We start from the raw sequence: 21,491 nt of genomic DNA, 5'->3' as shown, positions 1-21,491 counted from the left end.
GCAACCCGGCGGCGCCTCGGGGCTTTTCCTTCGCAGGACCGGCGCCGCCGTCGCGCGCCGGCCGGGGGGCTGCTCCATGCCATCCGCGACACTCGACCGTTACAACGCCAAGCGCGACTTCACCCGCACGGCGGAGCCGCCGGGCAGGGCAGGCCGCAAGCGCGGCGGGACGCTGTCCTTCGTGGTGCAGAAGCACGACGCCACGCGGCTGCATTTCGACTTCCGGCTGGAACTGGCCGGCACCCTGAAAAGCTGGGCGGTGACGCGCGGCCCCAGCCTGGACCCGGCCGACAAGCGCCTGGCGGTGCAGGTGGAGGACCACCCCCTCGATTACGGCACCTTCGAAGGCACCATTCCGGACGGCGAATACGGCGGCGGCACCGTGATGCTGTGGGACCAGGGCACCTGGGACAGCCTGGATGCCGACCCCGAGGCGGCGCTGGCCGATGGCAAAATGAAGTTCCGGCTGCACGGCGCGCGGCTGCGCGGCGGCTGGACGCTCGTGCGCATGCGCCCCCGCCCGCGCGAAAAGACCCCGCAGTGGCTGCTGATCAAGGAACGCGATGACGAGGCGCGGCCCGGGGAAGGCGAGGCGCTGGTCGCCGAGGATTCCTCCGTCGCATCCGGCCGTAGCATGGCGGAGATCGCCGCCGGCAAGAAGGCCAGGGCGCGCAAGCCCGCCAGGCCGCGCGGTTCCGCCGCCGCCAAGGCCGTGCCCGCCCCCGCCGAAACGGTGCCCGACGGTTTCCTGCCGTTGCAGATGTGCGACAGCGCCGCCAGCGCGCCCGGCGGCGAGGGCTGGGTGCATGAGATCAAGCTGGACGGCTACCGGCTTCAGCCGCGCATCGCCGGCGGCAAGGCGGTGCTGTTCAGCCGGTCCGGACTGGATTGGACCCATCGCTTCCCGGAAACCGCCGCGGCACTCGGCCAGCTGCCCGACATGGTGCTGGATGGCGAGGTGGTGGCCATGGACGCCGAGGGCCACCCCGACTTCGCCGCCCTGGTGGGTGCGCTGGAACGCGGCCGCACGGACGCGCTGCGTTTCTTCGCCTTCGACCTGCTGGCCGAGGGCACGCGCGACTGGCGCCCGCGGCCGCTGCGGGAGCGCAAGGCGCGGCTCGCGGCACTGCTGGACGAGGCCCCCGGGGCGGTCAGCTTCGTGGAGCATTTCGAGGCTTCGGGCACCGCCATCCTGCAATCCGCCTGCCGCATGGGGCTGGAAGGGGTGGTGTCCAAGCGGCTGGACGCGCCCTACCGGGCCGGGCGGGGCGGCGACTGGGTGAAGGCCAAGTGCCGGGGGCGCGACGAGTTCGTGATCGGCGGCCATGGCACCGGCCCCAAGGGCAGCATGACCCTGTTGCTGGGCGCCTGGCGCGACGGCGGGCTGGTGTATCTGGGCCGCGTCGGGTCGGGCATTTCCGGCGCCCGCGCGGCGGAGCTGAAGCGCCTGCTGAAGCCGCTGGCGCGCGGCGACACGCCCTTCAGCAACAAGCCCGCCCCGACCGACCGGCGCGGCGCCCACTGGGTGGAGCCGCGGCTGGTGGCGGAGGTGGACTACGCCGGCTGGACAGGCGAGGGCCGCATCCGCCAAGCCTCGTTCAAGGGCGTGCGCGACGACAAGCCCGCCGCGACCGTCCGCCCGCCCGCGCCCGCCGCCGGAAAGGACGGGGCGAAGCCCGGCGGGACGCGGCTGACCCACCCGGACAAGCTGCTGTGGCCGGAAGACGGCATCACCAAGCAGGAACTGGCGGATTACTACGCCGCCGTGGCGCCGCGCCTGCTGGGCTACGCGGCGCATCGCATGGTGGCGCTGCTGCGCATGCCGGACGGCACCCACGGCCCGCGCTTTTTGCAGCGCCACCCAGGCCAGGGCACGTCCAGCCTCTTGCGGCGGGTGGAGCTGGCGGGCGAGGCGGAGCCGTTTCTGGCGATCGACAGCGATGCCGCGCTGGGCGCCCTGGCGCAGGCGGCGGTCCTGGAAATCCACCCCGGCGGCGCGACGGAAGCGGATTTCGAGAAGCCCGACCGGCTGGTGTTCGACATCGACCCGGATGAGGGGCTGGGCTTCGACGCGGTGATGGAGGCGGCCGGGACCCTGCGGAAGCAGCTCCAGGCCATTGGCCTCGCCGCCTTCGTGAAGACCACCGGCGGCAAGGGCCTGCACGTGGTGGTGCCGTTGCAGCCAAAGGCGGAATGGCCGGCGGCAAAGGACTTCTGCCACGCCCTGTGCGCCGTGATCGCGGAAGCGGAACCGAAGCGCTACACCACCAACATCAGCAAAAAGGCGCGTCGCGGCCGGCTGTTCCTGGATTACCTGCGCAACGACCGCGTGGCCTCGGCCGTGGCCGCGTGGTCGCCGCGCGCCCGGCCGGGGGCCACCGTCTCGGTGCCCGTGGCGTGGGAGGAACTGCGACCCGGCTTCGACCCGCGCGCCTTCACTATCCGCACCGCGCCCGCGCGGCTGGACGGCCCGGACCCCTGGGCCGGCTATGCCCGCGCGGCCCGGCCGTTGCCCGACCTGCAAGGAAAGTCCAAGCACCGATGAGCGAACGTCCCCTTTGGCGCGGCACGCTGCGCCTGGCGCTGGTGTCCTGCCGCATCGCGCTGCTCAGCGCGCGGCAGGAGCGCAACAACCTGCACTTCAACATGATCAACCCCAAGACCGGCAACCGCATCCGCAACGAGGCGGTGGATGCCGAAACGGGCAAGGAGGTGCAGCGCAGCGAGCTGGTGCGCGGCTTCGAGGTCGAGAAGGGACAGTACGTGCTGCTGTCCGACGAGGACTTCGACAACGCGCGGGTGGAAAGCAGCCACACCCTGTCCATCGGCAAGTTTGTTGCCGCCGCCGATGTCGGGCCGCTGTACTTCGACACCAGCTACTATCTGGTGCCGGACGATGACGAGGGCGCCGATGTCTATGCCGTGCTGCGCGATGCGCTGGCCGAAAGCCGCATGATGGCGCTGTCCCGGCTGGTGCTGTTCCGCCGGGAACGGGCGGTGGGCATTCTGCCCCTGGGGCGCGGACTGGTGCTGCACACGCTGCATGAGCAGGGCGACCTGCGCGCCTCCGAGGACGCCTTCGACGCGGTGCCCAAGGCCAAGCCGGACAAGGAGATGGTCAAGCTGGCGCGGCAGCTGATCAAGCGCCAGGAAGCCGGGTTCGACCCCGCCGACACCGAGGACCGCTACGAGAACAAGCTGCGCGAGGTGATCGAGGCCCGCCGCCAGGGCAAGCCGCCGGAGCCGGAGCCGGACGAGGCGCCGGACAAGGGCAACGTCATCGACCTGATGGCCGCGCTGCGCGACAGCCTAAAGCAACGCGCGGCGGCCAAGCCCAAGAAGGCGGAAGCCAAGCCGGGCGCGAAGCCTGCCGCGCGCCGCAAGCGGGCATGAGCGAGACGGCCGCGCAGCACTTCGCTACAAGCGCCGCATGACCGATTCCGAGAACGGCCCCGCCCCGCGCCGCACCACTCTGCTGGGCATCCCCATGGACGCGGGCACCCACGTGCCCGGGGCGCGCATGGGGCCGGACGCGCTGCGCATCGCGGGGCTGGCCGGGCTGCTGCGCGAGCTGGGCCACGAGGTGGAGGACGCGGGCGACCTTTCGGCTCCCTCACCGCAACCCGTGGCGCTGGCGGCGGCGGACGCCGCGCGCTGCCTGAACCTGGAGGAGGTGGCGGGCTGGACGCGGGACATCCATGACCATGCGCACCGGCTGGCCGCCGCCGGCCGGCTGCCGATCTTCCTGGGCGGCGACCACGCGCTGTCCATGGGCAGCGTCAGCGGCATCGCCCGCCATTGCCGCGAGGCGGGGCGGGAATTGGCGGTGCTGTGGATCGACGCGCATGCGGATTTCAACACGCCGGCCACCACGCCGTCGCGCAACATGCACGGCATGTCGCTGGCGTTTCTGGCCGGCGAGCCCAGCTTGCAGCCCCTGTTGCCGGACCGCCCGCTGGCGCCGCTGACCCCGGGCGCGGTGTCCATCATCGGCCTGCGTTCCATCGACACGGAGGAGCGGCGCAACGTGCAGGCGCGCGGCGTGCGCTGCATCGACATGCGCGCGATCGACGAGGAAGGGGTCGCCGCGCCGATGCGCGCGATGATCGAGGACTGGCAGCGGCGCGGCGTGCACCTGCATGTCAGCCTGGACGTGGACATGCTGGACCCCTCGCTGGCGCCCGGCGTCGGCACCACCGTGCCCGGCGGCGCCACCTACCGGGAAGCGCACCTGATCATGGAGATGCTGTGCGATTCCGGCCTGCTCGGCTCGCTGGACATCGTCGAGCTGAACCCGTTCCTGGACGAGCGCGGCCGCTCCGCGCGGTTGCTGGTGGAGCTGGTGGCCAGCCTGTTCGGCCGCACCGTGTTGGACCGCCCGCCGGTGCGGATGCGCGCCTTCTAGGGCGCCTGTGGCAACCTTGCCCCGCCATGGGGCTTGAAACATGCAAAACACAAACGCCGGCGGGTGCCTCACATGACTTTCGCTTCGCTTTACCGCCACGGTTTCGCCCGCGTTGCCGCCTGCACCACCCGCGTGCAGCTCGCCGACCCGGCGGCCAACGCCACGGCTATCCTAGAGGCCGCGCGTGACGTGCACGCGCGGGGCGCGGCGGTGGCCGTGTTTCCGGAACTGTGCCTGTCCGGCTACGCCATCGACGACCTGCTGCTGCAGGACGTGCTGCTGGATGCGGTGGAGGATGCGGTGGGGCGCATCGTGACGAAATCCGCGTCCCTGCGGCCGCTGCTGCTGGTCGGCGCGCCGCTGCGCCACGCGGGCCGGGTGTACAACACGGCGCTGGCCATCCAGGGCGGCCGGCTGCTGGGCGTGGTGCCCAAGGTGCACCTGCCCAACTACCGCGAGTTCTACGAGCGCCGGCACTTCGCCAGCGGCGCCGGCACCGAGGGCCAGAGCATCCGCGTGGCGGGGCAGGACGTGCCCTTCGGCCCCGACCAGCTGTTCGCCGCCGAGGACCTGCCCGGACTGGTCGTGCATGCCGAGGTGTGCGAGGACCTTTGGGTGCCGGTGCCGCCCAGCGGCTTCGGTGCGCTGGCCGGGGCCGTGGTGCTGGCCAACCTGTCCGCCAGCAACATCACCGTCGGCAAGGCCGACACGCGCAAGCTGCTGGCCCAGGCGCAGTCGGCGCGCTGCCTCGCCGCCTATGTCTACGCCGCGGCCGGCGCCGGTGAATCCACCACGGACCTGGCCTGGGACGGCCAGCTCTCGGTCTTCGAGAACGGCGTGGCGCTGGCGGAAAGCGAGCGCTTTCCCGCCGAGGGCCAGGCCGTGCTGGCCGACGTGGACCTGGACCTGCTGCGGCAGGAGCGCGCGCGGCAGGGCACCTTCGATGACAACCGCCGCATCGCCGGCACCGGCGGCTTCCGCACCGCCCGCTTCCGCCTGGACCCGCCGGACGAGGACCTGGGGCTGGAGCGCCCGGTGGAGCGTTTCCCCTTCGTGCCCGCCGACCCGGCGCGGCTGCACCAGGATTGCTACGAGGCCTACAACATCCAGGTGTCGGGGCTGGTGCAGCGGCTGCGCTCGACGCGCGGCAAGATCGTCATCGGCGTGTCCGGGGGCCTGGATTCCACCCAGGCGCTGATCGTCGCCGCCAAGGCGATGGACCAGCTCGGCCGGCCGCGCACGGACATCGTGGCCTTCACCATGCCAGGCTTCGGCACCAGCGCCGGCACCCGCACCAACGCCCATGCGCTGATGGACAGCCTCGGCGTTGCCGCCAGCGAGCTGGACATCCGCCCCGCCGCCACGCAGATGCTCAAGGACCTCGGCCATCCCTTCGGCCGGGGCGAGCCGGTCTACGACGTGACCTTCGAGAACGTGCAGGCCGGGCTGCGCACCGACTACCTGTTCCGCGCCGCCAACCTGCACGGCGGCATGGTGCTGGGCACCGGTGACCTGTCGGAGCTGGCGCTGGGCTGGTGCACCTATGGCGTGGGCGACCAGATGTCGCACTACAACGTCAACAGCGGCGTGCCCAAGACGCTGATCCAGCACCTGATCCGCTGGGTGGTGGCGTCGGAGCAGTTCGACAAGGCGGTGGGTTCCATCCTGCTGTCCATCCTGGGCACCGAGATCTCACCCGAACTGATCCCGGCCGAAGGCCAGGCGCTGCAGAGCACCGAGCAGAAGATCGGCCCCTACGCGCTGCAGGACTTCAACCTGTTCCACACGCTGCGCTACGGCTTCCGCCCGTCCAAGACCGCGTTCCTAGCCTGGCGCGCCTGGAGCGACGCCTCGCGCGGCCGCTGGCCCGCCGGCTTTCCGGAAGACATGCGGCCGGAATACGACCTCGCCACCATCCGCCACTGGCTGGAGGTGTTCCTGGCGCGCTTCTTCGGCTTCAGCCAGTTCAAGCGCTCGGCCATGCCGAACGGGCCCAAGGTGGCGGCCGGCGGGTCGTTGTCGCCGCGCGGCGACTGGCGCGCGCCGTCGGACGGCACGGCCACCGCCTGGATCGAAGAGCTGCGCCGCAACGTGCCGGAGTCCTGAACCATGTCCGCGCCCGACCGCCCGCTGCAAAAGCCCCTGGGTCCGAACTGCGTGCACCTGTGCATCGACATGCAGAACCTGTTTTCCCAGGGCTCGGACTGGTTCACGCCCTGGATGCCGCGGGTGCTGCCGCTGGTGGTGCAGCTGGTGGAGGCGCATCCCTCCCGCACCGTCTTCACCCGCTTCATTCCCGCCGCCAGGCCGGGCGAGGGGCGAGGCACCTGGGCGGATTACTACCGCCACTGGCCGCAAATGACGCTGGAGGCCCTGCCGCCCGAGGCGGTGGAGCTGGTGCCGGGGCTGCTGCGCTTCGCGCCGCCGGCCAGGGTGGTGGACAAGGCGGTGTATTCGCCCTGGATCGGCACCGGGCTGGACCGCGGCCTGCGCGACGCGGGCGTGGACACACTGGTGATCAGCGGGGCGGAAACCGACGTCTGCGTGCTGGCCGCCGTGCTGGGGGCGGTGGATTTTGGCTACCGCGTGGTGCTGCCGCGCGACGCCATGTGCTCATCGTCCGACGCCATGCACGACGCGCTGCTGGACCTGTACCGGCACCGCTACGGCCGGCAGGTGGAGGTCGCCTCCGTCGCGCATATCCTGGAGATGTGGCGCTAGCGTCCCTGGAACGCCGGCGCGCGCTTTTCCGCCCAGGCGCGGCGGCCTTCCCCGAAGTCGGCGGACGCCGCAACCCCGGCGGCCCGCGCGGCGATCAGGGCATCGTCGGCCGCGCCGCACGCGATGTCGTTCAGCGCCGCCTTCATGCCGCGCACCGCCAGGGGCGCCAGGGCGGCGATCTGCGCGGCCAATGCCGCCACCCGCGCGTCCAGCGCCGCGGCCGGCACCGCCTCGTCCAGGTAGCCGCAGCCGAGCAGCGCGGCGGTATCCATCGGCTCGGCGGCGAGAAACAGTTTCTTGGCGGCGCCGAGGCCGAGGCGGCTGACAAAGCGGCGCAGGCCGCTGGGGTAGTAGTGCAGCCCCAGCCGCGCCGCCGGCATCACCAGCTTCATGCCCTCCACGCCGATGCGGAAGTCGCAGGCCAGCGCCAGGTCGGTCGCGCCGCCGTAGACGCTGCCGTTCAGGGCGCAGATGCTCGGCACGGGCAGGGCTTCCAGCGCGTCCACCACCGTGTCCAGCGCCGGGGCGCCGGAGCTTTCGCCAAAGGCGCCGATGTGGAAGCCAGAGCTGAAGGAGGCCCCCGTGCCCGTCAGCACCAGCACGCGCAGCCCCGGGGCGTCGCGCAGCTGCTGCAGCATCGGCAACAGCACGGCGAGGTCGCCCGGCTCCAGCCGGTTGTGGTGGCGCGGCCGGCGCAGCGTGATGGTGGCGCGCGGGCCGTCCAGCCGCAGCAGGGGCGGCTGGCCTTCCGGCAGGGCGGCGCTCACGCCGCGGGCTCGCCCGCCTCGCCCAGGGCGGTGGCCAGGAAGTCGAGAAAGGGCCGTGCCTTGCGCGCCGCCTTGGGGCCGGCGGCGTAAAGCGCGCTGATATGCATCTCGAAGCTTTCCATCGTGGTCACCTCATATTCCGGCAGCACGCGCTGGACCACGCCCTGGCGCAGCGCGCCGGTCGCCGCCCATTCGTGCAGCACGGCGAGCCCGAGGCCGGCCGCCAGCGCTTCCTGCAGGCTGGCCGGGTCATTGCTGCGCAGCGTGCCCGCCGGCTGCAGGCTACGGTCATAATCGCCGCGGCGGAAGCGCCAGCGTTCCGGCTCCGCTTCCGGCTGCAGCAACAGGCAGTTGTGCGCCTGCAGGGCGTCCGGCGAGGCGGGCACGCCGTGCCGCTCCAGGTAGCGCGGCGCGGCGTACAGGCCCTGCCGCGTGGTCAGCAGCCGGCGCAGCGCCAGCGAGGCCGGCTTGGCCAGCCCGTAGCGGATGATGATGTCGGCGCCCGCCGCCAGCGCATCGGCCGGCTCCCGCGCCGGCTGGTGCTCCAGCTGGATCTGCACCTCCGGGTTTTCTTCCAGAAAGCGCGGCAGCAAGGGCCCCAGCAGCCAGGTGCCGATGCCGGGCCAGACCTCAACCTTCAACGTTCCAGGCATTTGCCCGGCAAAGCGCGCGATGGCGATCTCGGCCGCCTGCAGCTCCGCCAGGATGCGCCCGACCGATTGGCTGTAGGCGGTGCCCGCGTCGGTCAGCGTCACGTCCCGCGTGGTGCGGCGAAACAACGCGACGCCGAGCCGCTGCTCGATGGCACCGATGCGGCGCGACACGGAGGACGGTGGCAGCCCCAGCTGGCGCGCGGCGGCGGAAAAGTTCTCCGCCCCGGCGACGCTCAGGAACATCTGCAGGTCGGCGAGCGAGTTCAACGGCAGGTCCCCCCCGACGCGGGTTCGTCGTTCGGCGGGATGACGCCGCATCGCAGCGGCATTGTCCAGCGCCGAATGCGCCCGCCGGACTGACGTCGCGCCGTGATTTTCCTTTTGATGACAAAGATTTACGCCAGACGGGAAGTTTGCCCGCAGCTCAGCGCTCCGCCCCCGCGCGGGCCCGCACGAGGCGGGGCAGGCGGGCTAGGAAACCGGCGCCAAGGCGCAGGTGCATCCAGCTCAGGAGGATGTTGTCGCGCACGTAGTGGAAATGCGACACGCCGCCGTCCTCGGCCTTCAGGTAGCGCACCGGCACGCGCACGTTGCGCGCCGGCACGCCCCGCCAGGCGAGCCGCACCGCCGCCTCGGCATCGAAGTCGTAGCGGCGCATCCACCGGTGGGCGCGCATCACCGCCAGCAGCGGCGCCACGGGATAAACGCGGAAGCCGAACAGAGAATCGCCGATGCCCGCCCACAGGGTTTCCAGGTTGGCGCAGGCATTGGACAGCCGGCGCCCGCGCACCCGGGCCAGCGGGGCCTCGGGCCCGAAGATCGGCTCGCCCAGCACCATGGCGGCCGGCTCCGCGGCGGACAGCGCCATGAACTCGGCGATGCGGTCGGCCGGGTGCTGGCCGTCGGCATCCATGGTCAGCGCGTGGGTGAAGCCGGCGGCGGCGGCGGCCTCCAGCCCGTGCAGCACGGCGGCGCCCTTGCCCTGGTTGCGGGGTAACAACATCACCCGCAGCCCCGGGTCCCCGGCCGCCATGGCCTGCAGCGCGGCGCCGGTGCCGTCCGTGCTGCCATCCACCACCACCCATACCGGGCTCCAGGCCGCGCGCGCGCCGCGCACCGTGCTCAGCACCAGCGGGCCGCTGTTGAAGGACGGGATCAGCACGAGATGCGTGGCGGAGCGGTCGGTCATCGGACGGGTTCTAGGGGGGATTCGGGCTTGGCGAAATGCCACGGCCTAGCTGGGTCCGCCGAGGCTCTGCCGCAGGTGCTGCTCCACGGCCTCGCTCAGCTGCCGCGCGTCGCCGCCTGCGCCGGGGGAAAACCGCTGCCCCAGCCGCACCGTGAAGCGCAGCGGCAGCGGCGGCCGGCGGAACGGCGACCAGCCCTTGCGGAGGTAGGGCGAATCGGTCTCGATGATCACGGTCTGCACCGGCGCCCCGGCCTGCCGCGCCATCAGCGCGAAGGAGCGGCTGACCGGGCCGAGCGTGCTGCCGCGCGGCGTGCGGGTGCCTTCCGGAAAGATCACCACCTGCCGGCCGGCGCGCAAGGCGGCCGCGGCGTCGCGGATCATCGGCAGTGGCGCGTCGTTGCGCACATAGGCGGCCAGCCGCATGCCGCCGCCCAGCAGCGGATTGTCCCAGATAGCGGACTTAGCGATGCACACCGCCCGCGGCAGGCAGGAGGTCAGCAGCACCGCGTCCAGCAGCGAGGGGTGGTTGGGCGCGATCACCAGTCCCGGCTCGTCGCGCAGCCCTTGCAGCGCCGACAGGTCGCAGCGGAGCATGCCTGTCGCGCGCAGGGTGGACAGGTAAAGGCGGAACCCCCGGCCGATGGCGCGCTGCCCCAGCGGGGCGCCGGCCGCCGCCGGCAGCAGCCGGGCCAGCAGCGCGGCCGGCAGGCTCCAGCCCAGGCACAGCAGCGCGAAGCCCAGCAAGAGCACGTAGAACAGCGCGCCCCGCCCGGCATGGCGCAGCCGCGCCCGGAGCCCCCGGGGCCAGGGCGTGCCGGGCCAGGTCTGGTCGCGGGGCCGGGGCATGTCGCCCGGCCTCGGCGCATGGGGGTGGGTCGGCATGTCGGCTGGCAGGCATCTCTCCCTGGCGGGCAGCTTACAGCAGGAGCATGGGCGAAAGAAGCGGCCAGCCCGGCCTAGCCGAGTCCGCCCCGGGCGGTCTATCGCTGCCACTGCCACAACCGTCGCGCGAGGGAGACGCCGCCGTGACCGCACGCCTGCCGCAGGACGCCCCCGCCGCACCGCACCCCGACCTGTCCGGCTATTATGCCGGCAGCGCGGAGCGCGCGGGCTTCGTGCGGCGGCTGTTCGACGACACCGCGCCGCAATACGACCGCATCAACAGCGTCTTCTCGCTGGGCACCGGCGCCTGGTACCGCCGCCAGGCCCTGGCCCGCGCCGGGCTGCGGCCCGGCATGACCGTGCTGGACGTGGCCTGCGGCACCGGGCTGGTGACGCGCGAAGCGCTGCGCATCGTGGGCCCCGGCGGCACCGTGATGGGGCTGGACCCCAGCGCCGGCATGCTGGCCGAAGCGCGCGCGACCGGCGCGCCGCTGTTGCAGGGCCGGGCGGAGGCCATTCCCTTGCCAAACGGCAGCGTGGACATGCTGACCATGGGCTACGCGCTGCGCCACGTGGCCGACCTGTCGGTGGCCTTCGCGGAATACCGCCGCGTGCTGCGGCCGGGCGGGCGGGTGCTGCTGCTGGAGATCGGCCGGCCGGACAGCGCGCGGGCGCTGCGCTTCGCCCGATTCTACCTCGGCCGCGTGGTGCCGGCGCTGTGCCGGCTGACGGCGCCGCGTGCCGGCACGCTGATGCAGTACTACTGGGACACCATCGAGGCCTGCGTGCCGGCGGACACCATTCTGCGCCACCTGGGGCAGGCCGGCTTCCGCGACGTGGGCTGCGAAACCTCGGTCGGCATCTTCCGCGCCTACGCCGCGACGCGCTGACCGGCGTGCCCGACGCGCGGCGCTGGTCGCCCGCCCCGGCGATCCGCTTTTCCGCCGGCCTGCACGCGGGCGCCGGCGTGGCGGCGCTGCTGGCGCCCGCCACCTGGCCCTGGATGCTCGGGCTGCTGGCGCTGAACCACGCGGTGCTGAGCGCGGCCGGCATGCTGCCGCGCTCCGCCCTGCTCGGCCCCAACCTGCGGCGCCTGCCGCCCGCCCAGGCGGCGCGGGGCGAGGTGGCGCTGACCTTTGACGATGGCCCCGACCCGGCGATGACCCCCTGGGTGCTGGCGCGGCTGGCCGAGGCGGGGGCGCGGGCCTCGTTCTTTCTGATCGGCCACCGCGCGGCGCGGCACCCGGCGCTGGTACGTGCCATCCTGGACGGCGGCCACACGGTGGAAAACCACACGCAGGACCACCCCCTGCATTTCGCCGCGCTGGGCATGGCCGGGCAGCGGCGGCAGGTGCTGCTGGCCCAGCGCAGCCTGGAACAGGCCGGGGCCGCCCCGCGCTGGTTCCGCCCGCCGGTGGGGCTGCGCAGCCCGCTGCTGGACCCGGTGCTGGCCGGGCTGGGGCTGCACCATGCTTCCTGGACGCGGCGTGGCGCCGATGGCGCGCTGGCCGACCCGGCGCGCATCCTGCACCGGCTGCGCGGCACCGCGGCGGGCGACGTGCTGCTGCTGCACGACGGCACCTGGCGCCCGGCGCCGGATGGCACGGCGCCGCTGCGGGCGGTGCTGCCGGCGCTGCTGTGCCAGCTGCGCGCGGCGGGGCTGCGCGCCGTGCCGCTGCCGCCGCCGGAGCGGCTTGCCGGGGCGCGTCCGAAAGCTTAACAGCAGGCCATGCAGCCGCCGCGCAGCGATCTTTCGGGCCTGATTCGCGCCGTGACGGCGCGCTACACCGGCGCATCGCGCCACACCCGCTGGTATGTCGCCTCCAAGCTGAGGCGCGACCCGGCCAACGCCGCCATCCTGGCGCTGGCGGCGCGGCCGGGCGGCTTTGGCATGGTGGCGGATCTGGGCTGCGGGCGCGGGCAGCTCGGCTTGGCGCTGCTGCTGGCCGGCGGCGCGCGCTCCGTGCTGGCGCTGGACCGCGATGGCCCCAAGCTGCGCGAAGCCGAGGCCGCCGCCGCCGGCCTGCCCGCACGCTTCGCGGTGGCCGATCTGGCGCAGGGGCGGCTGCCGTCATGCGACACCGCCTTGCTGGTGGACGTGCTGTACCAGCTGCCGGAAGCCGAGCAGCGCGACCTGCTGCGCCGGGCCGGCGACGCCGCCCGCCGGCGGCTGGTGATCCGCGCCTTCGACCCCGACGCCGGCTGGCGCAGCACCGTCGGCCACGTCATGGAATGGCTGAACCGCGCCCTGCGCGGCGACGCGCGGCGGGCGGCAATCCGCCCCATGCCCTTGCCGGCGCTGCGCGCGCTGCTGGAAGGGCAGGGGTTCCTGGTTACCGCCACGCCGTGCTGGGGCGGCACGCCGCTGCCCAACGTCCTTGTTCTAGCTGAAAGGCGCGCCGCATGAGGGTCCGGATCATCATGCTGCTGGCCGCGCTCGCCCCGGCCCCGGCGCTGGCGCAGCAGCCGGAGGCGCGCCAGCCGAAGCTGGAAGCCGGCATTGGCGGCGGCGGCGGCTGGCTGCCGGATTACCCCGCCGCCGGGCAGAACCATGTCCAGGGCATCGCGGTGCCGTTCCTGATCTATCGGGGCGAGATCCTGCGCAGCGACGACCGGGGCGTGCGCAGCCGCTTCTACGACGGCGAGGCGCTGGGGCTGGACCTCAGCTTTTCCGGTGCCTTTCCGTCACGCTCGGAAGACAACGACGCGCGGCGCGGCATGCCGGACCTGGACTGGCAGGGCGGGGTCGGGCCCTCGCTGCGACTGACGCTGTGGCGGGACGACACGGCCCCGCAACGGCTGAACCTGGAACTGCCGGTGCGGGCGGTCTTCTCGTCCGACCTGACGTCGGTGCATTTCCGTGGCTTCACCGCCTCGCCGGAGCTTGCCCTGGAGCGCCTGGGGGTGGGGCGGCCCGGGGCGCGGCTGCGCGTCGGGCTGGGCCCGGTCTTCGCCACGGGGCGGCTGATGGATTACTTCTACGAGGTGGAGCCCCGCTACGTCCGCCCCGGGCGCCCCGCCTATGACGCCGAGGGCGGCTACCTCGGCACGCGGCTGCAGTTCTCCTACCGCCTGCCCTTGACGGAGCGGGTGGCACTGGTCGCCGGCGGGCGGCTGGAAAGCTTCCACGGCGCCACCAACGACAGCAGCCCGCTGTTCAGGCGCAACTGGAACACCAGCGTGGCGCTGGGCTTTTCCTGGTCGCTGTATCGGTCCGAGGCCACGGTCGCCTCCACCTCCAGCCCGTTTGATTGAGCCGATGACGCCAAAGACCGCGCTGCTGCTGGTCACCTTGCTGCTGGTGGTCGGGCCCTGGCTCCTGTGGCGCGTGCCGGCCATCCGCCGCGTGGCGCCGCTCGCGGTGGTGCAGATCGTGGCGGGCCTGCTGCTGGGTCCCACGCTGTTCGGGCGGCTGGCGCCGGAAGCCTCGGCCGCTGTGTTCTCACCCTGGGTGCTCAGCGCGCTGAACGGCCTGTCGGGCATCGGCGTGGCGCTCTACGTGTTCTGTTCCGGCCTGCACCTCGACACCGCGGGGCTGCGCGACAGCGCCCGGCGGCTCGGCCCCATGGCGGCGGGCAGCATGGGCCTGCCGCTGCTGCTCGGCCTCGGTGCCGGCTTCTGGATCGCCGCTGCCTGGCCGGAAGCGATGGGGGCACGCGGCGACCGGGTGGGCTTCGCCATCTCGGTGGCCATCTGCGTGGCCGTCACGGCACTGCCGGTGCTGGCGGCCATCCTGCGCGAGCTGAACATGATCCAGGGCCGCCTGGGGCAGACGGCCCTGGCGCTGGCCGCGTTGAACGACATGGCGCTGTGGCTCGCCATCGCCGCGCTGCTGGCGCTGGCGCGCGGCAGTGCGGCGCATTCGCTGCTGGTGGCCGCGCTATCACTGGCCTGGATCGCCGCCATGGCGCTGGTGGCGCGGCCGCTGCTGGCGCGGCTGGCCGCCCGTTCCGTGGGGCCCGACACCGTGCTGGTGGCGGCGCTGGGCACCGCCTTCGCCTCGGCCGCCTTGGCCGAGGCGATCGACCTCGGGCTGATCATCGGTGCCTTCGGGGCGGGCGTGGCCATGCCGGCGGCCTGGCGCGTGGCACTGCTGGCGCGGATCGAGCCGCTGACGGCCGCCGTGCTGCTGCCGTTCTTCTTTGTGTCCACCGGGCTGCGCGCGACCATCGATCCCGGCTCGGGCGCCTTTCTCGGCATGCTGGCGCTGGTGACGCTGGCCACCGTGCTGGGCAAGGTGGCCGGCACGGCGCTGCCCGCCCGCGCCGCCGGCGAGCCCTGGCCCGAGGCCCTGGCGCTCGGCGCGCTGATGCAGACCAAGGGGCTGATGGAGGTGGTGGTGCTGGCGGTGTTGCTGGACGCGGGGCTGATCGGCGCGCCGGTGTTCTCGGCGCTGGTCGCCATGGCGGTGGTCTGCACCCTGGCCACCGCGCCCCTGCTGCGGCTCGCGCTGCGGCCCTGGCGCAGCTTGCCGCATGCGGGATTGGTGGCACGCGGCGGGAGCGTCTATGCTGACGGTGACGGTCAGGCTGGGACGGCCGGGGGAGAAAGACGTTGAGCACTGCACTGGGCATCGAGCCCGAAGTCGCCGCCCTGATCGTGGAGGCGCTTCACCTGGAGGTTTTGGCCGGAGAGATCGACCCGGAGGCACCGCTGTTCGGCGAAGGGCTGGGCCTGGATTCCATCGACGCGCTGGAGATCGCCCTGGCGGTGTCGCGCCGCTACGGCTTTCAGCTCCGCTCGGATGACGAGCACAACGGGCAGATCTTCGCTTCTCTGCGCAGCCTGGCCGCGCATATCGAGAAGAACCGCGTCAAGTGACCTCGGGCGGCGCCGGGCTGCGTCGGCTGCTGTGGCTGCGCCTGGCGCCGGCGCTGCCCTTCGCGGGTGGCGCCCTGGCCTGCCGCGCCGCCGGGCGGCCGGGGCTGGCGGCGCTGCTGGGGCTGGCGGCGCTGGCCTTCGCGCTGGGGCAGCGGCTGGCGCTGCGCGCGCGTTGCGGCCTGGCGCTGGCGCTGGTCCTGGTGTTCGCCGCCTGCTGGCACTGGCCCGGTGCGGCCAGCCGCCTGGCGCTGCTGCTGCCTGTGTTGGCCGACCTCGCCATGGCCGCGCATTTCGGCGCCACGCTGCGCCCGGGGCGGGAGCCGCTGATCGCCCGCTACGACCGCTTCGACCCCGCGTCCGACCCCGCCGAAAGCGCCGGCTATACCCGCGGCCTGACGCGGCTCTGGGCGCTGCTGTTTCTGGCGCTGGCACCGCTGCATGCGGTGCTGCTGGCCGGGCTCGGACTGCCGCCAGTGCCGGTGATGGCCGCGACCTTCGCGCTGATGCTGGGGGTGTTTCTGGGCGAGCATGCGGTGCGCAGCCGGCGCTTCCCGCGCCTGGGCGGGGCCACGCCGGCCCGCACGCTGCGCGCCGTGGTCGCCGCCCACACGGCCCGCCACCATGCCTGACACCGCCCCGCTGACCGACCGCGCCCCCGGCGAGGTGATCTTCCGCCGCGGCGCGGAGGCCATCACGGTCGGGCGCTTTCTGGCCGACGTGGCGGCGCTGGCCGCCGTGCTGCCGGACAGCGAATACGTGCTGAACCTGTGCGCCGACCGTTACCACGCGCTGCTCGGGCTGGCGGCGGCGCTGTCGCGCGGGCAGGTGATGCTGTTGTCGGCCGACCGCAGCGAGCGGCGGCAGCGCGAGATCGCCGCCGGCTATCCCGCGCTGTACGTGATGGCCGACCACGCGGAACCGGGCTGGACCCCGCCCGAGGGTGCGCTGATCGTCGCCGCCGCCGGCCGGGGCGACGGCGGACCGGTGCCGGAGATCCCGCTGGAACGCACCGCCATCATCGGCTTCACCTCCGGCAGCACGGGCGAGCCGGCGGCGCATCCCAAGCCCTGGGGAGCGCTGGTCGGGGCGACGCGGGCGGCGGCGGCCCGCTTCGGCCTGCGGGGCCCGGCGGTGACCACGGTGGTGGCCACCGTGCCGCCGCAGCACATGTATGGCTTCGAGCTGACGCTGGCGCTGCCGCTGCACGCGGCCACCGCCAGCCAGTCCGGCCCCTGGTTCTACCCGGTGGAGGTGGCGGAAGCGCTGCGCGCCGCCCCCGCGCCGCGCCTGCTGGTGACCACGCCGCTGCAGATGCGCGCGCTCCTTGGCTCGGGAGAGGCGCTGCCGGAGCTGGCGGGCGTGGTGTCGGCCACCGCGCCGCTGGCGCCGGAGCTGGCCGCCAGCTGCGAGCAGGGCTGGGACACGGCGGTGCGCGAAATCTACGGCGCGACGGAAGTCGGCTCCATCGCCAGCCGGCGGACCACGGCGGGCGAGTTCTGGGCGCCCTACGACGGCGTCCGGCTGCGCCCGGCGGGCGAGGACACGTTGGTGGACGTGCCCGGCATGCCGGCCCCAGTGCCGCTGGCGGATGCCGTGGAGTTCCGCGCCGACGGTGGCTTCCGCCTGCTGGGGCGGCGGGCGGATATGGTGAAGCTTGGCGGCAAGCGCGCCTCGCTGGGCAGCCTGAACCGCATCCTGCTGCGGGTGCCGGGCGTCGAGGACGGGGTGTTCGTGGCACCCGACGACCTGGACAGCAACCCGGCCGCGCGGCTGGCGGTCTATGCCGTGGCGCCGGGCCGCACGGGGGCGGAGGTGCTGGCGGCGCTGCGCGGGCAGATGGACCCGGTGTTCCTGCCGCGCCGCGTGGTGCGGGTGGCGGCGCTGCCGCGCAACGCCATGGGCAAGTTGACCCGCGCCGCGCTGGACGCGCTGAAGCACCAGGCGGTGGTGGAATGAGCGCGCCCTGGTCCATGCCGCCGGACCATCCCTGCCTGGCGGGCCACTTTCCCGGCCGCCCGCTGGCGCCGGGCGTGACGGTGCTGGACGCGGTGTTCCAGGCCATCGGCGCCGCCGGGCACGGCGCGGTGGTGCGGCTGCGCCATGCCAAGTTCCTGGCGCCGGTGCTGCCGGGGCGGCCGGTGGAGATCGTGCTGAGCAGCCCGGCGCCCGGCCGCATCGGCTTTCGCTGCCTGTGCGACGGCGTGCTGGCGCTGTCCGGCGAGGCCGAAGCCCGCCCTTGACCTGGACCCGGCAGAAAGAACGCGGCAGCACGGCGGCGCTGCGGCTGATGGCCTGGATCGTCACCCGCATGGGCTATGGCGTCGGCTTCGCGCTGCTGTGGCCGATCGCCGGCTATTTCTTCGTGACCTCGCCGCTGCAGCGCCGTGCCATGCGGCGCTTCCAGCGCCGCGCGCGGGGCCGCGCGCCCACGACGCGCGAGGTGTTCCAGCCGTTCCTGGTGTTCGCCGCCACCATCCTCGACCGGCTGTTCCTGTTGGACGGCCAGCGGACAGGCTACGACCTGCGGATCGAAGGGCTGGACCTGCTGAACGAGCGGATCGCGCGCGGCGGCGGCTGCATCCTGCTGGGCGCGCACATTGGCAGCTTCAACGCCATGCACGCGGTGGCCGACACCGGCTGCCCGGTGGAGGTGGTGTCGCTGATGCACACGCAGAACGCCACCAAGTCCGCCGAGTTCTTTGCCGAATGGGGCGCGCGCCACGGCCGCAACCCGCAAACCGAAACGGTGATCCCGCTCGGCCAGCCAGACGCCATGCTGCGCGCGGCGGAGGCGCTGGGGCGCGGCGGGCTGGTGGGCATCCTGGCCGACCGCACGCCCGGCACCGACAAGGTGGTGCGGCTGCCGTTCCTGGGCGAGGACGCGGCCTTTCCGCTGGGGCCGCACATCCTGGCCGGCGTGCTGGGCGCGCCGGTGATGATGGCCTTCGGCGTGTGGACCGGCAAGCGTCGCTACGAGGTGCATTTCGTGCCCTTCGCCGAGCGCATCGCGCTGGACCGGCGGGAACGGCAGGCGCAGCTGGAGGCGGTGGCCCGCGACTACGCCGCGCGGCTGGAGCGGATCGCCCGGCGCTACCCCGACAACTGGTTCAACTTCTTCGACTTCTGGGACGAGATGGACGCGCGATGAAAGCCCTGCTGACGGCCATGCTGCTCGCACTCGCCACGCCCGCCCTGGCGCAGGCGACGCTGGAAGGCACCATGCGCGCCCTGGCCGCGACGCCGAGCAGCCGCGCCACCTTCAGCGAGGAAAAGTCGATCCCCGAGCTGAGCAGCCCGCTGCCGTCCACCGGCACGCTGTCCTGGCAGGCGCCCGACCGGCTGGAAAAGCACACCACCTGGCCGGCGGAGGAAACCCTGCGCGTGGAAGGCGACCGGCTGCTGCTGGCTCGCCCGGCGCAGAACATCCGCCAGGAGCTGAGCCTGGACCAGTCGCCCGAGATCCGCCCCTTCATCGAGGCGATCCGCGCCACCCTGGCGGGCGATGCGGCGACCCTGCGGCGCTACTACGATCTGTCCTTCTCGCCGGAAGGCGAGGGCTGGCACATGGTGATGACGCCCCTGTCCATCCGCATCCGCGCCGTGCTGCAGCAGGTGGACATCTACGGCACCGGCGGCCAGGTGCGGCAGGTGGAAACCCGTGGCAACGACGGCATCACCCGCCTGAAGATCACCCCCGCGCCGTGAGGACCGCCGCGTTCCGCGTGCTGGCGGCCCTGCTGCTGCTGGCGCTGGTGGGGCTGGCGCTGTTCCGCGCCGTGCCGATCCGTGCCGAGATGACGGACCTGCTGCCCCCCGGCCGCACCCCTGCCGCGGAATTCCTGCTGCGCGAGCTGCGTTCCGGCGCCGCCACCACGCTGCTGCTGGCGGGCATCGAGGGCGCGCCGGAGCCGGAGCTGGCGCGCATCAGCCGCGCGGTGGGCGATGCCTTGCGCCAGTCCGGCCGCTTCAGCTTCGTCGGCAACGGGGCGTTCGACCTTTCGGAAGCGGAGCGGGACCTGATCTTCGCCCACCGCTACCTGCTGGCCCCGGCGGCCTTCGATGCCGCCACCCTGCGCGCCAAGCTCGGCGCGCTGCTGGAAGGGCTGCGGTCCTCCGCCTCGCCGCTGCTGGCGCAGTTCGGCTTCGCGGACCCGCCGGGCGCCTTTTTCGACCTGCTGCGCGGCTGGCTGGGGCAAAGCCGCGTGCGCATGGCCGCCGGCGCCTGGTTCGCCGACGACGCGGAGCATCCCCGCGCGCTGATCGTGGCGCGCAGCAACGCCTCGGGGCTGGACACGGCGGCGCAGGCGGCGGCGGTGGAAGCCTTTCGCGCCGCCTTCGCTTCCAGCACGCCGGGCGGCGCGCGGCTGCTGCTCAGCGGCCCCGGCGTGTTCGGCGCCGAGGCGGCGGCGGCGATCCGCGCCGACGTGGAAATGATCTCGCTGCTGTCCGGCCTGCTGATCCTGGGCTTTCTGTGGCTGCGCTACCGCTCCGTGCTGATGCTGTTCGCCGTGGCTGTGCCGCTGGCGGCGGGCACGCTGGCGGGCATGGCGGCGGTGGGGCTGGTGTTCGGCGCGGTGCATGGCGCGGCGCTGGGCTTTGGCATGTGCATGCTGGGCGTGGTGGTGGATTACCCGCTGCTGCTGGTGACGCAGCGCGGCGAGGGGGAGGCGCTGGCGGCTACGGCCCGGCGCATCCGCCCGACGCTGCTGCTCGCCGCCGCCGCCGCGGCATTGGGGCTGACGGGCATGGTGGCCTCGGGCTTTCCCATCCTGCAGCAACTGGGGCTGTTCGGCGCGGCAGGGCTGCTGGTCGGCGTGGCGGTGACGCTGTGGGTGCTGCCGCGGCTGCTGCCGGGTGCCGCCATCCGGCCGCGCCCGCTGCCGGCGCCGTTTTCGCGCGGGCTGGAATGGCTGCGCGGCCGCCGCGCCATCGCCCTGGCGGTGCCGCTGGCCGGCGTGGTGCTGCTGGCGCTGGGTGGCCCGCACTGGGAAGACGACCTCGCCCGCCTGAGCCCCGTGCCCGCCGCGCAGCTGCGGCTGGACGAAGAGCTGCGCGCCCAGCTCGGCGCCCCCGACGTGCGCGGGCTGATCGCGATCACGGCGCCGGATGCCGACGCGGTCCTGCAAAAGGCGGAGGCGGTGCAGCGGGCGCTGGCGCCGCTGGTGTCGGCCGGCACGTTGGCCGGCTTCGACAGCCCGGCGCGCTTTCTGCCGCCTGCCGCCACCCAGCGCGCCCGCCAGGCGGCATTGCCGGACGACGCGACCCTGCGCGCCAATCTGACCGTCGCCGCCGAGGGGCTGCCGTTCCGCCCGGCGGCCTTTGACCGCTTTCTGCTGGCCGTGGCGGCGAGCCGTGCGTTGCCACCCCTGACGGTCGCCGACCTGCCACGACTGCCGACCCTGGCGGCGCGGCTGGGGCCGTTGCTGTCGTCCGGGCCGGACGGGTGGCGGGGGCTGGTGATCCCGCAGGGCTTGAAGGACGACGCCGCGCTGCGCCTCGCGCTGGACGGGCTGCGCGATCCCGCCATCCTGTGGGTGGACGTAAAGGCCGAGACGACCGGCGTGGTGACCGAGGCAACGCGGCAGGCGCTGCTGTGGTGTGCCGTCGGCGGGCTGGGGGTGCTGGTGCTGCTGGCCTTCGGGCTGCGGCGCGGGCCGGGGGCGGCGCTTTGGACGGCCGCGCCGATCGCGGGCGCGCTGGTGGTGGTGGTGGCGGTGCTGACGCTGCTGCAGCTGCGGCTGACGCCGTTTCATTTGGCGGCTCTGCTGCTGGCGGCCGGGGTGGGCATGGACTACGCCCTGTTTCTCGGCACCGCCGCGCGCCAGCATGCGCGCGAGGCGCAGCAAACCCTGGGCGCCGTGTTCAACTGCACCATGACCACGCTGCTGACCTTCGGGCTGCTAGCCTTCTGCGCCACGCCGGTGATGCGCGGCATCGGGCTGACGGTGGCCATCGGCGTGGTCGCCGCCTTTCTGCTCGCGCTGTCGCTGGCCCCCCGCCCCCGGGCCGGCGACACCGTTGCGGCCGCCCCGGACACCCCCACCTGATGCCCC

At 73.5% G+C, this 21,491-nt stretch carries 21 protein-coding genes; 17 read left to right on the top strand and 4 right to left on the bottom strand.

Annotation, left to right across the window (positions count from 1 at the left end):
* The first annotated feature begins 76 nt into the window (after window positions 1-76).
* From ligD to IAI59_RS19525, 5 genes are all read left to right on the top strand, one after another.
* Window positions 77-2,545, top strand: a complete 2,469-nt coding sequence (gene ligD, locus IAI59_RS19545; RefSeq protein WP_207416052.1) for a DNA ligase D — start codon at window positions 77-79, stop codon at window positions 2,543-2,545.
* Complete coding sequence (gene ku / locus IAI59_RS19540) at window positions 2,542-3,393, top strand: non-homologous end joining protein Ku (protein WP_207416051.1); 852 nt, start codon at window positions 2,542-2,544, stop codon at window positions 3,391-3,393. The genes ligD and ku overlap by 4 nt, the downstream gene beginning before the upstream one ends.
* Before the next feature lie 37 nt (window positions 3,394-3,430).
* Window positions 3,431-4,405, top strand: a complete 975-nt coding sequence (gene rocF, locus IAI59_RS19535; protein ID WP_207416050.1) for an arginase — start codon at window positions 3,431-3,433, stop codon at window positions 4,403-4,405.
* A gap of 72 nt (window positions 4,406-4,477) precedes the next feature.
* Entirely contained in the window at window positions 4,478-6,511 is a 2,034-nt protein-coding gene (locus IAI59_RS19530) for an NAD(+) synthase (RefSeq protein WP_207416049.1), read from the top strand.
* A gap of 3 nt (window positions 6,512-6,514) precedes the next feature.
* Window positions 6,515-7,126 carry a cysteine hydrolase family protein gene (locus tag IAI59_RS19525; RefSeq protein WP_207416048.1) on the top strand — a complete coding sequence of 204 codons (612 nt, stop codon included), beginning with the start codon at window positions 6,515-6,517 and terminating at the stop codon, window positions 7,124-7,126.
* Here the strand turns inward: IAI59_RS19525 and IAI59_RS19520 are convergent.
* From IAI59_RS19520 to IAI59_RS19505, 4 genes are all read right to left on the bottom strand, one after another.
* Window positions 7,123-7,893 (bottom strand): enoyl-CoA hydratase/isomerase family protein, encoded by a 771-nt coding sequence (locus IAI59_RS19520; RefSeq protein WP_207416047.1) that lies wholly within the window; start codon window positions 7,891-7,893, stop codon window positions 7,123-7,125. The genes IAI59_RS19525 and IAI59_RS19520 overlap by 4 nt on opposite strands.
* Window positions 7,890-8,813 (bottom strand): LysR family transcriptional regulator, encoded by a 924-nt coding sequence (locus tag IAI59_RS19515; protein ID WP_207416046.1) that lies wholly within the window; start codon window positions 8,811-8,813, stop codon window positions 7,890-7,892. Before IAI59_RS19515 ends, IAI59_RS19520 begins: the two co-directional genes overlap by 4 nt.
* Window positions 8,814-8,970: 157 nt before the next feature.
* Complete coding sequence (locus tag IAI59_RS19510) at window positions 8,971-9,735, bottom strand: glycosyltransferase family 2 protein (protein ID WP_207416045.1); 765 nt, start codon at window positions 9,733-9,735, stop codon at window positions 8,971-8,973.
* Between the two features lie 45 nt (window positions 9,736-9,780).
* The gene (locus IAI59_RS19505) at window positions 9,781-10,581 is read right to left on the bottom strand and encodes a lysophospholipid acyltransferase family protein (protein ID WP_207416044.1); all 801 of its coding nucleotides are present in this window, start codon (window positions 10,579-10,581) and stop codon (window positions 9,781-9,783) included.
* A 179-nt stretch (window positions 10,582-10,760) separates the two neighbouring features.
* On the opposite strand from IAI59_RS19505, the gene IAI59_RS19500 reads away from it, so the two are divergent.
* Genes IAI59_RS19500 through IAI59_RS19445 form a run of 12 tightly spaced genes read left to right on the top strand, consistent with a single transcriptional unit; the run spans window position 10,761 to window position 21,485 of the window.
* The gene (locus IAI59_RS19500; protein ID WP_237181238.1) at window positions 10,761-11,507 is read left to right on the top strand and encodes a class I SAM-dependent methyltransferase; all 747 of its coding nucleotides are present in this window, start codon (window positions 10,761-10,763) and stop codon (window positions 11,505-11,507) included.
* A gap of 5 nt (window positions 11,508-11,512) precedes the next feature.
* Complete coding sequence (locus IAI59_RS19495; RefSeq protein ID WP_207416042.1) at window positions 11,513-12,337, top strand: polysaccharide deacetylase family protein; 825 nt, start codon at window positions 11,513-11,515, stop codon at window positions 12,335-12,337.
* 9 nt (window positions 12,338-12,346) lie between these two features.
* Window positions 12,347-13,024: a methyltransferase domain-containing protein gene (locus tag IAI59_RS19490; RefSeq protein WP_207416041.1), complete on the top strand. Its 678-nt coding sequence runs from the start codon at window positions 12,347-12,349 to the stop codon at window positions 13,022-13,024.
* A complete protein-coding gene (locus IAI59_RS19485; RefSeq protein ID WP_207416040.1) occupies window positions 13,021-13,872 on the top strand; it encodes a MipA/OmpV family protein in 852 nt (283 codons plus the stop codon). The genes IAI59_RS19490 and IAI59_RS19485 overlap by 4 nt, the downstream gene beginning before the upstream one ends.
* Window positions 13,873-13,876: 4 nt before the next feature.
* Window positions 13,877-15,175, top strand: a complete 1,299-nt coding sequence (locus IAI59_RS19480; protein ID WP_207416039.1) for a cation:proton antiporter — start codon at window positions 13,877-13,879, stop codon at window positions 15,173-15,175.
* Complete coding sequence (locus tag IAI59_RS19475) at window positions 15,172-15,438, top strand: phosphopantetheine-binding protein (protein WP_207443890.1); 267 nt, start codon at window positions 15,172-15,174, stop codon at window positions 15,436-15,438. The genes IAI59_RS19480 and IAI59_RS19475 overlap by 4 nt, the downstream gene beginning before the upstream one ends.
* Complete coding sequence (locus tag IAI59_RS19470; RefSeq protein ID WP_207416038.1) at window positions 15,435-16,067, top strand: hypothetical protein; 633 nt, start codon at window positions 15,435-15,437, stop codon at window positions 16,065-16,067. Before IAI59_RS19475 ends, IAI59_RS19470 begins: the two co-directional genes overlap by 4 nt.
* Window positions 16,060-17,394 carry an AMP-binding protein gene (locus tag IAI59_RS19465; RefSeq protein WP_207416037.1) on the top strand — a complete coding sequence of 445 codons (1,335 nt, stop codon included), beginning with the start codon at window positions 16,060-16,062 and terminating at the stop codon, window positions 17,392-17,394. The genes IAI59_RS19470 and IAI59_RS19465 overlap by 8 nt, the downstream gene beginning before the upstream one ends.
* Window positions 17,391-17,678 carry an ApeI family dehydratase gene (locus tag IAI59_RS23385; protein WP_207416036.1) on the top strand — a complete coding sequence of 96 codons (288 nt, stop codon included), beginning with the start codon at window positions 17,391-17,393 and terminating at the stop codon, window positions 17,676-17,678. Before IAI59_RS19465 ends, IAI59_RS23385 begins: the two co-directional genes overlap by 4 nt.
* Window positions 17,675-18,586, top strand: coding sequence for an LpxL/LpxP family acyltransferase (locus tag IAI59_RS19455; RefSeq protein WP_207416035.1), 912 nt, complete (start codon window positions 17,675-17,677; stop codon window positions 18,584-18,586). The genes IAI59_RS23385 and IAI59_RS19455 overlap by 4 nt, the downstream gene beginning before the upstream one ends.
* Window positions 18,583-19,143, top strand: coding sequence for an outer membrane lipoprotein carrier protein LolA (locus IAI59_RS19450; RefSeq protein WP_207416034.1), 561 nt, complete (start codon window positions 18,583-18,585; stop codon window positions 19,141-19,143). The genes IAI59_RS19455 and IAI59_RS19450 overlap by 4 nt, the downstream gene beginning before the upstream one ends.
* The gene (locus tag IAI59_RS19445) at window positions 19,140-21,485 is read left to right on the top strand and encodes an MMPL family transporter (RefSeq protein ID WP_207416033.1); all 2,346 of its coding nucleotides are present in this window, start codon (window positions 19,140-19,142) and stop codon (window positions 21,483-21,485) included. Before IAI59_RS19450 ends, IAI59_RS19445 begins: the two co-directional genes overlap by 4 nt.
* The last annotated feature ends 6 nt before the right edge of the window (window positions 21,486-21,491 follow it).

Source organism: Roseomonas haemaphysalidis (assembly GCF_017355405.1).
Lineage (GTDB): Bacteria > Pseudomonadota > Alphaproteobacteria > Acetobacterales > Acetobacteraceae > Pseudoroseomonas > Pseudoroseomonas haemaphysalidis.
Note: the sequence above shows the minus strand (reverse complement) of the source record. Positions and strands in the feature narration are given on the sequence as shown.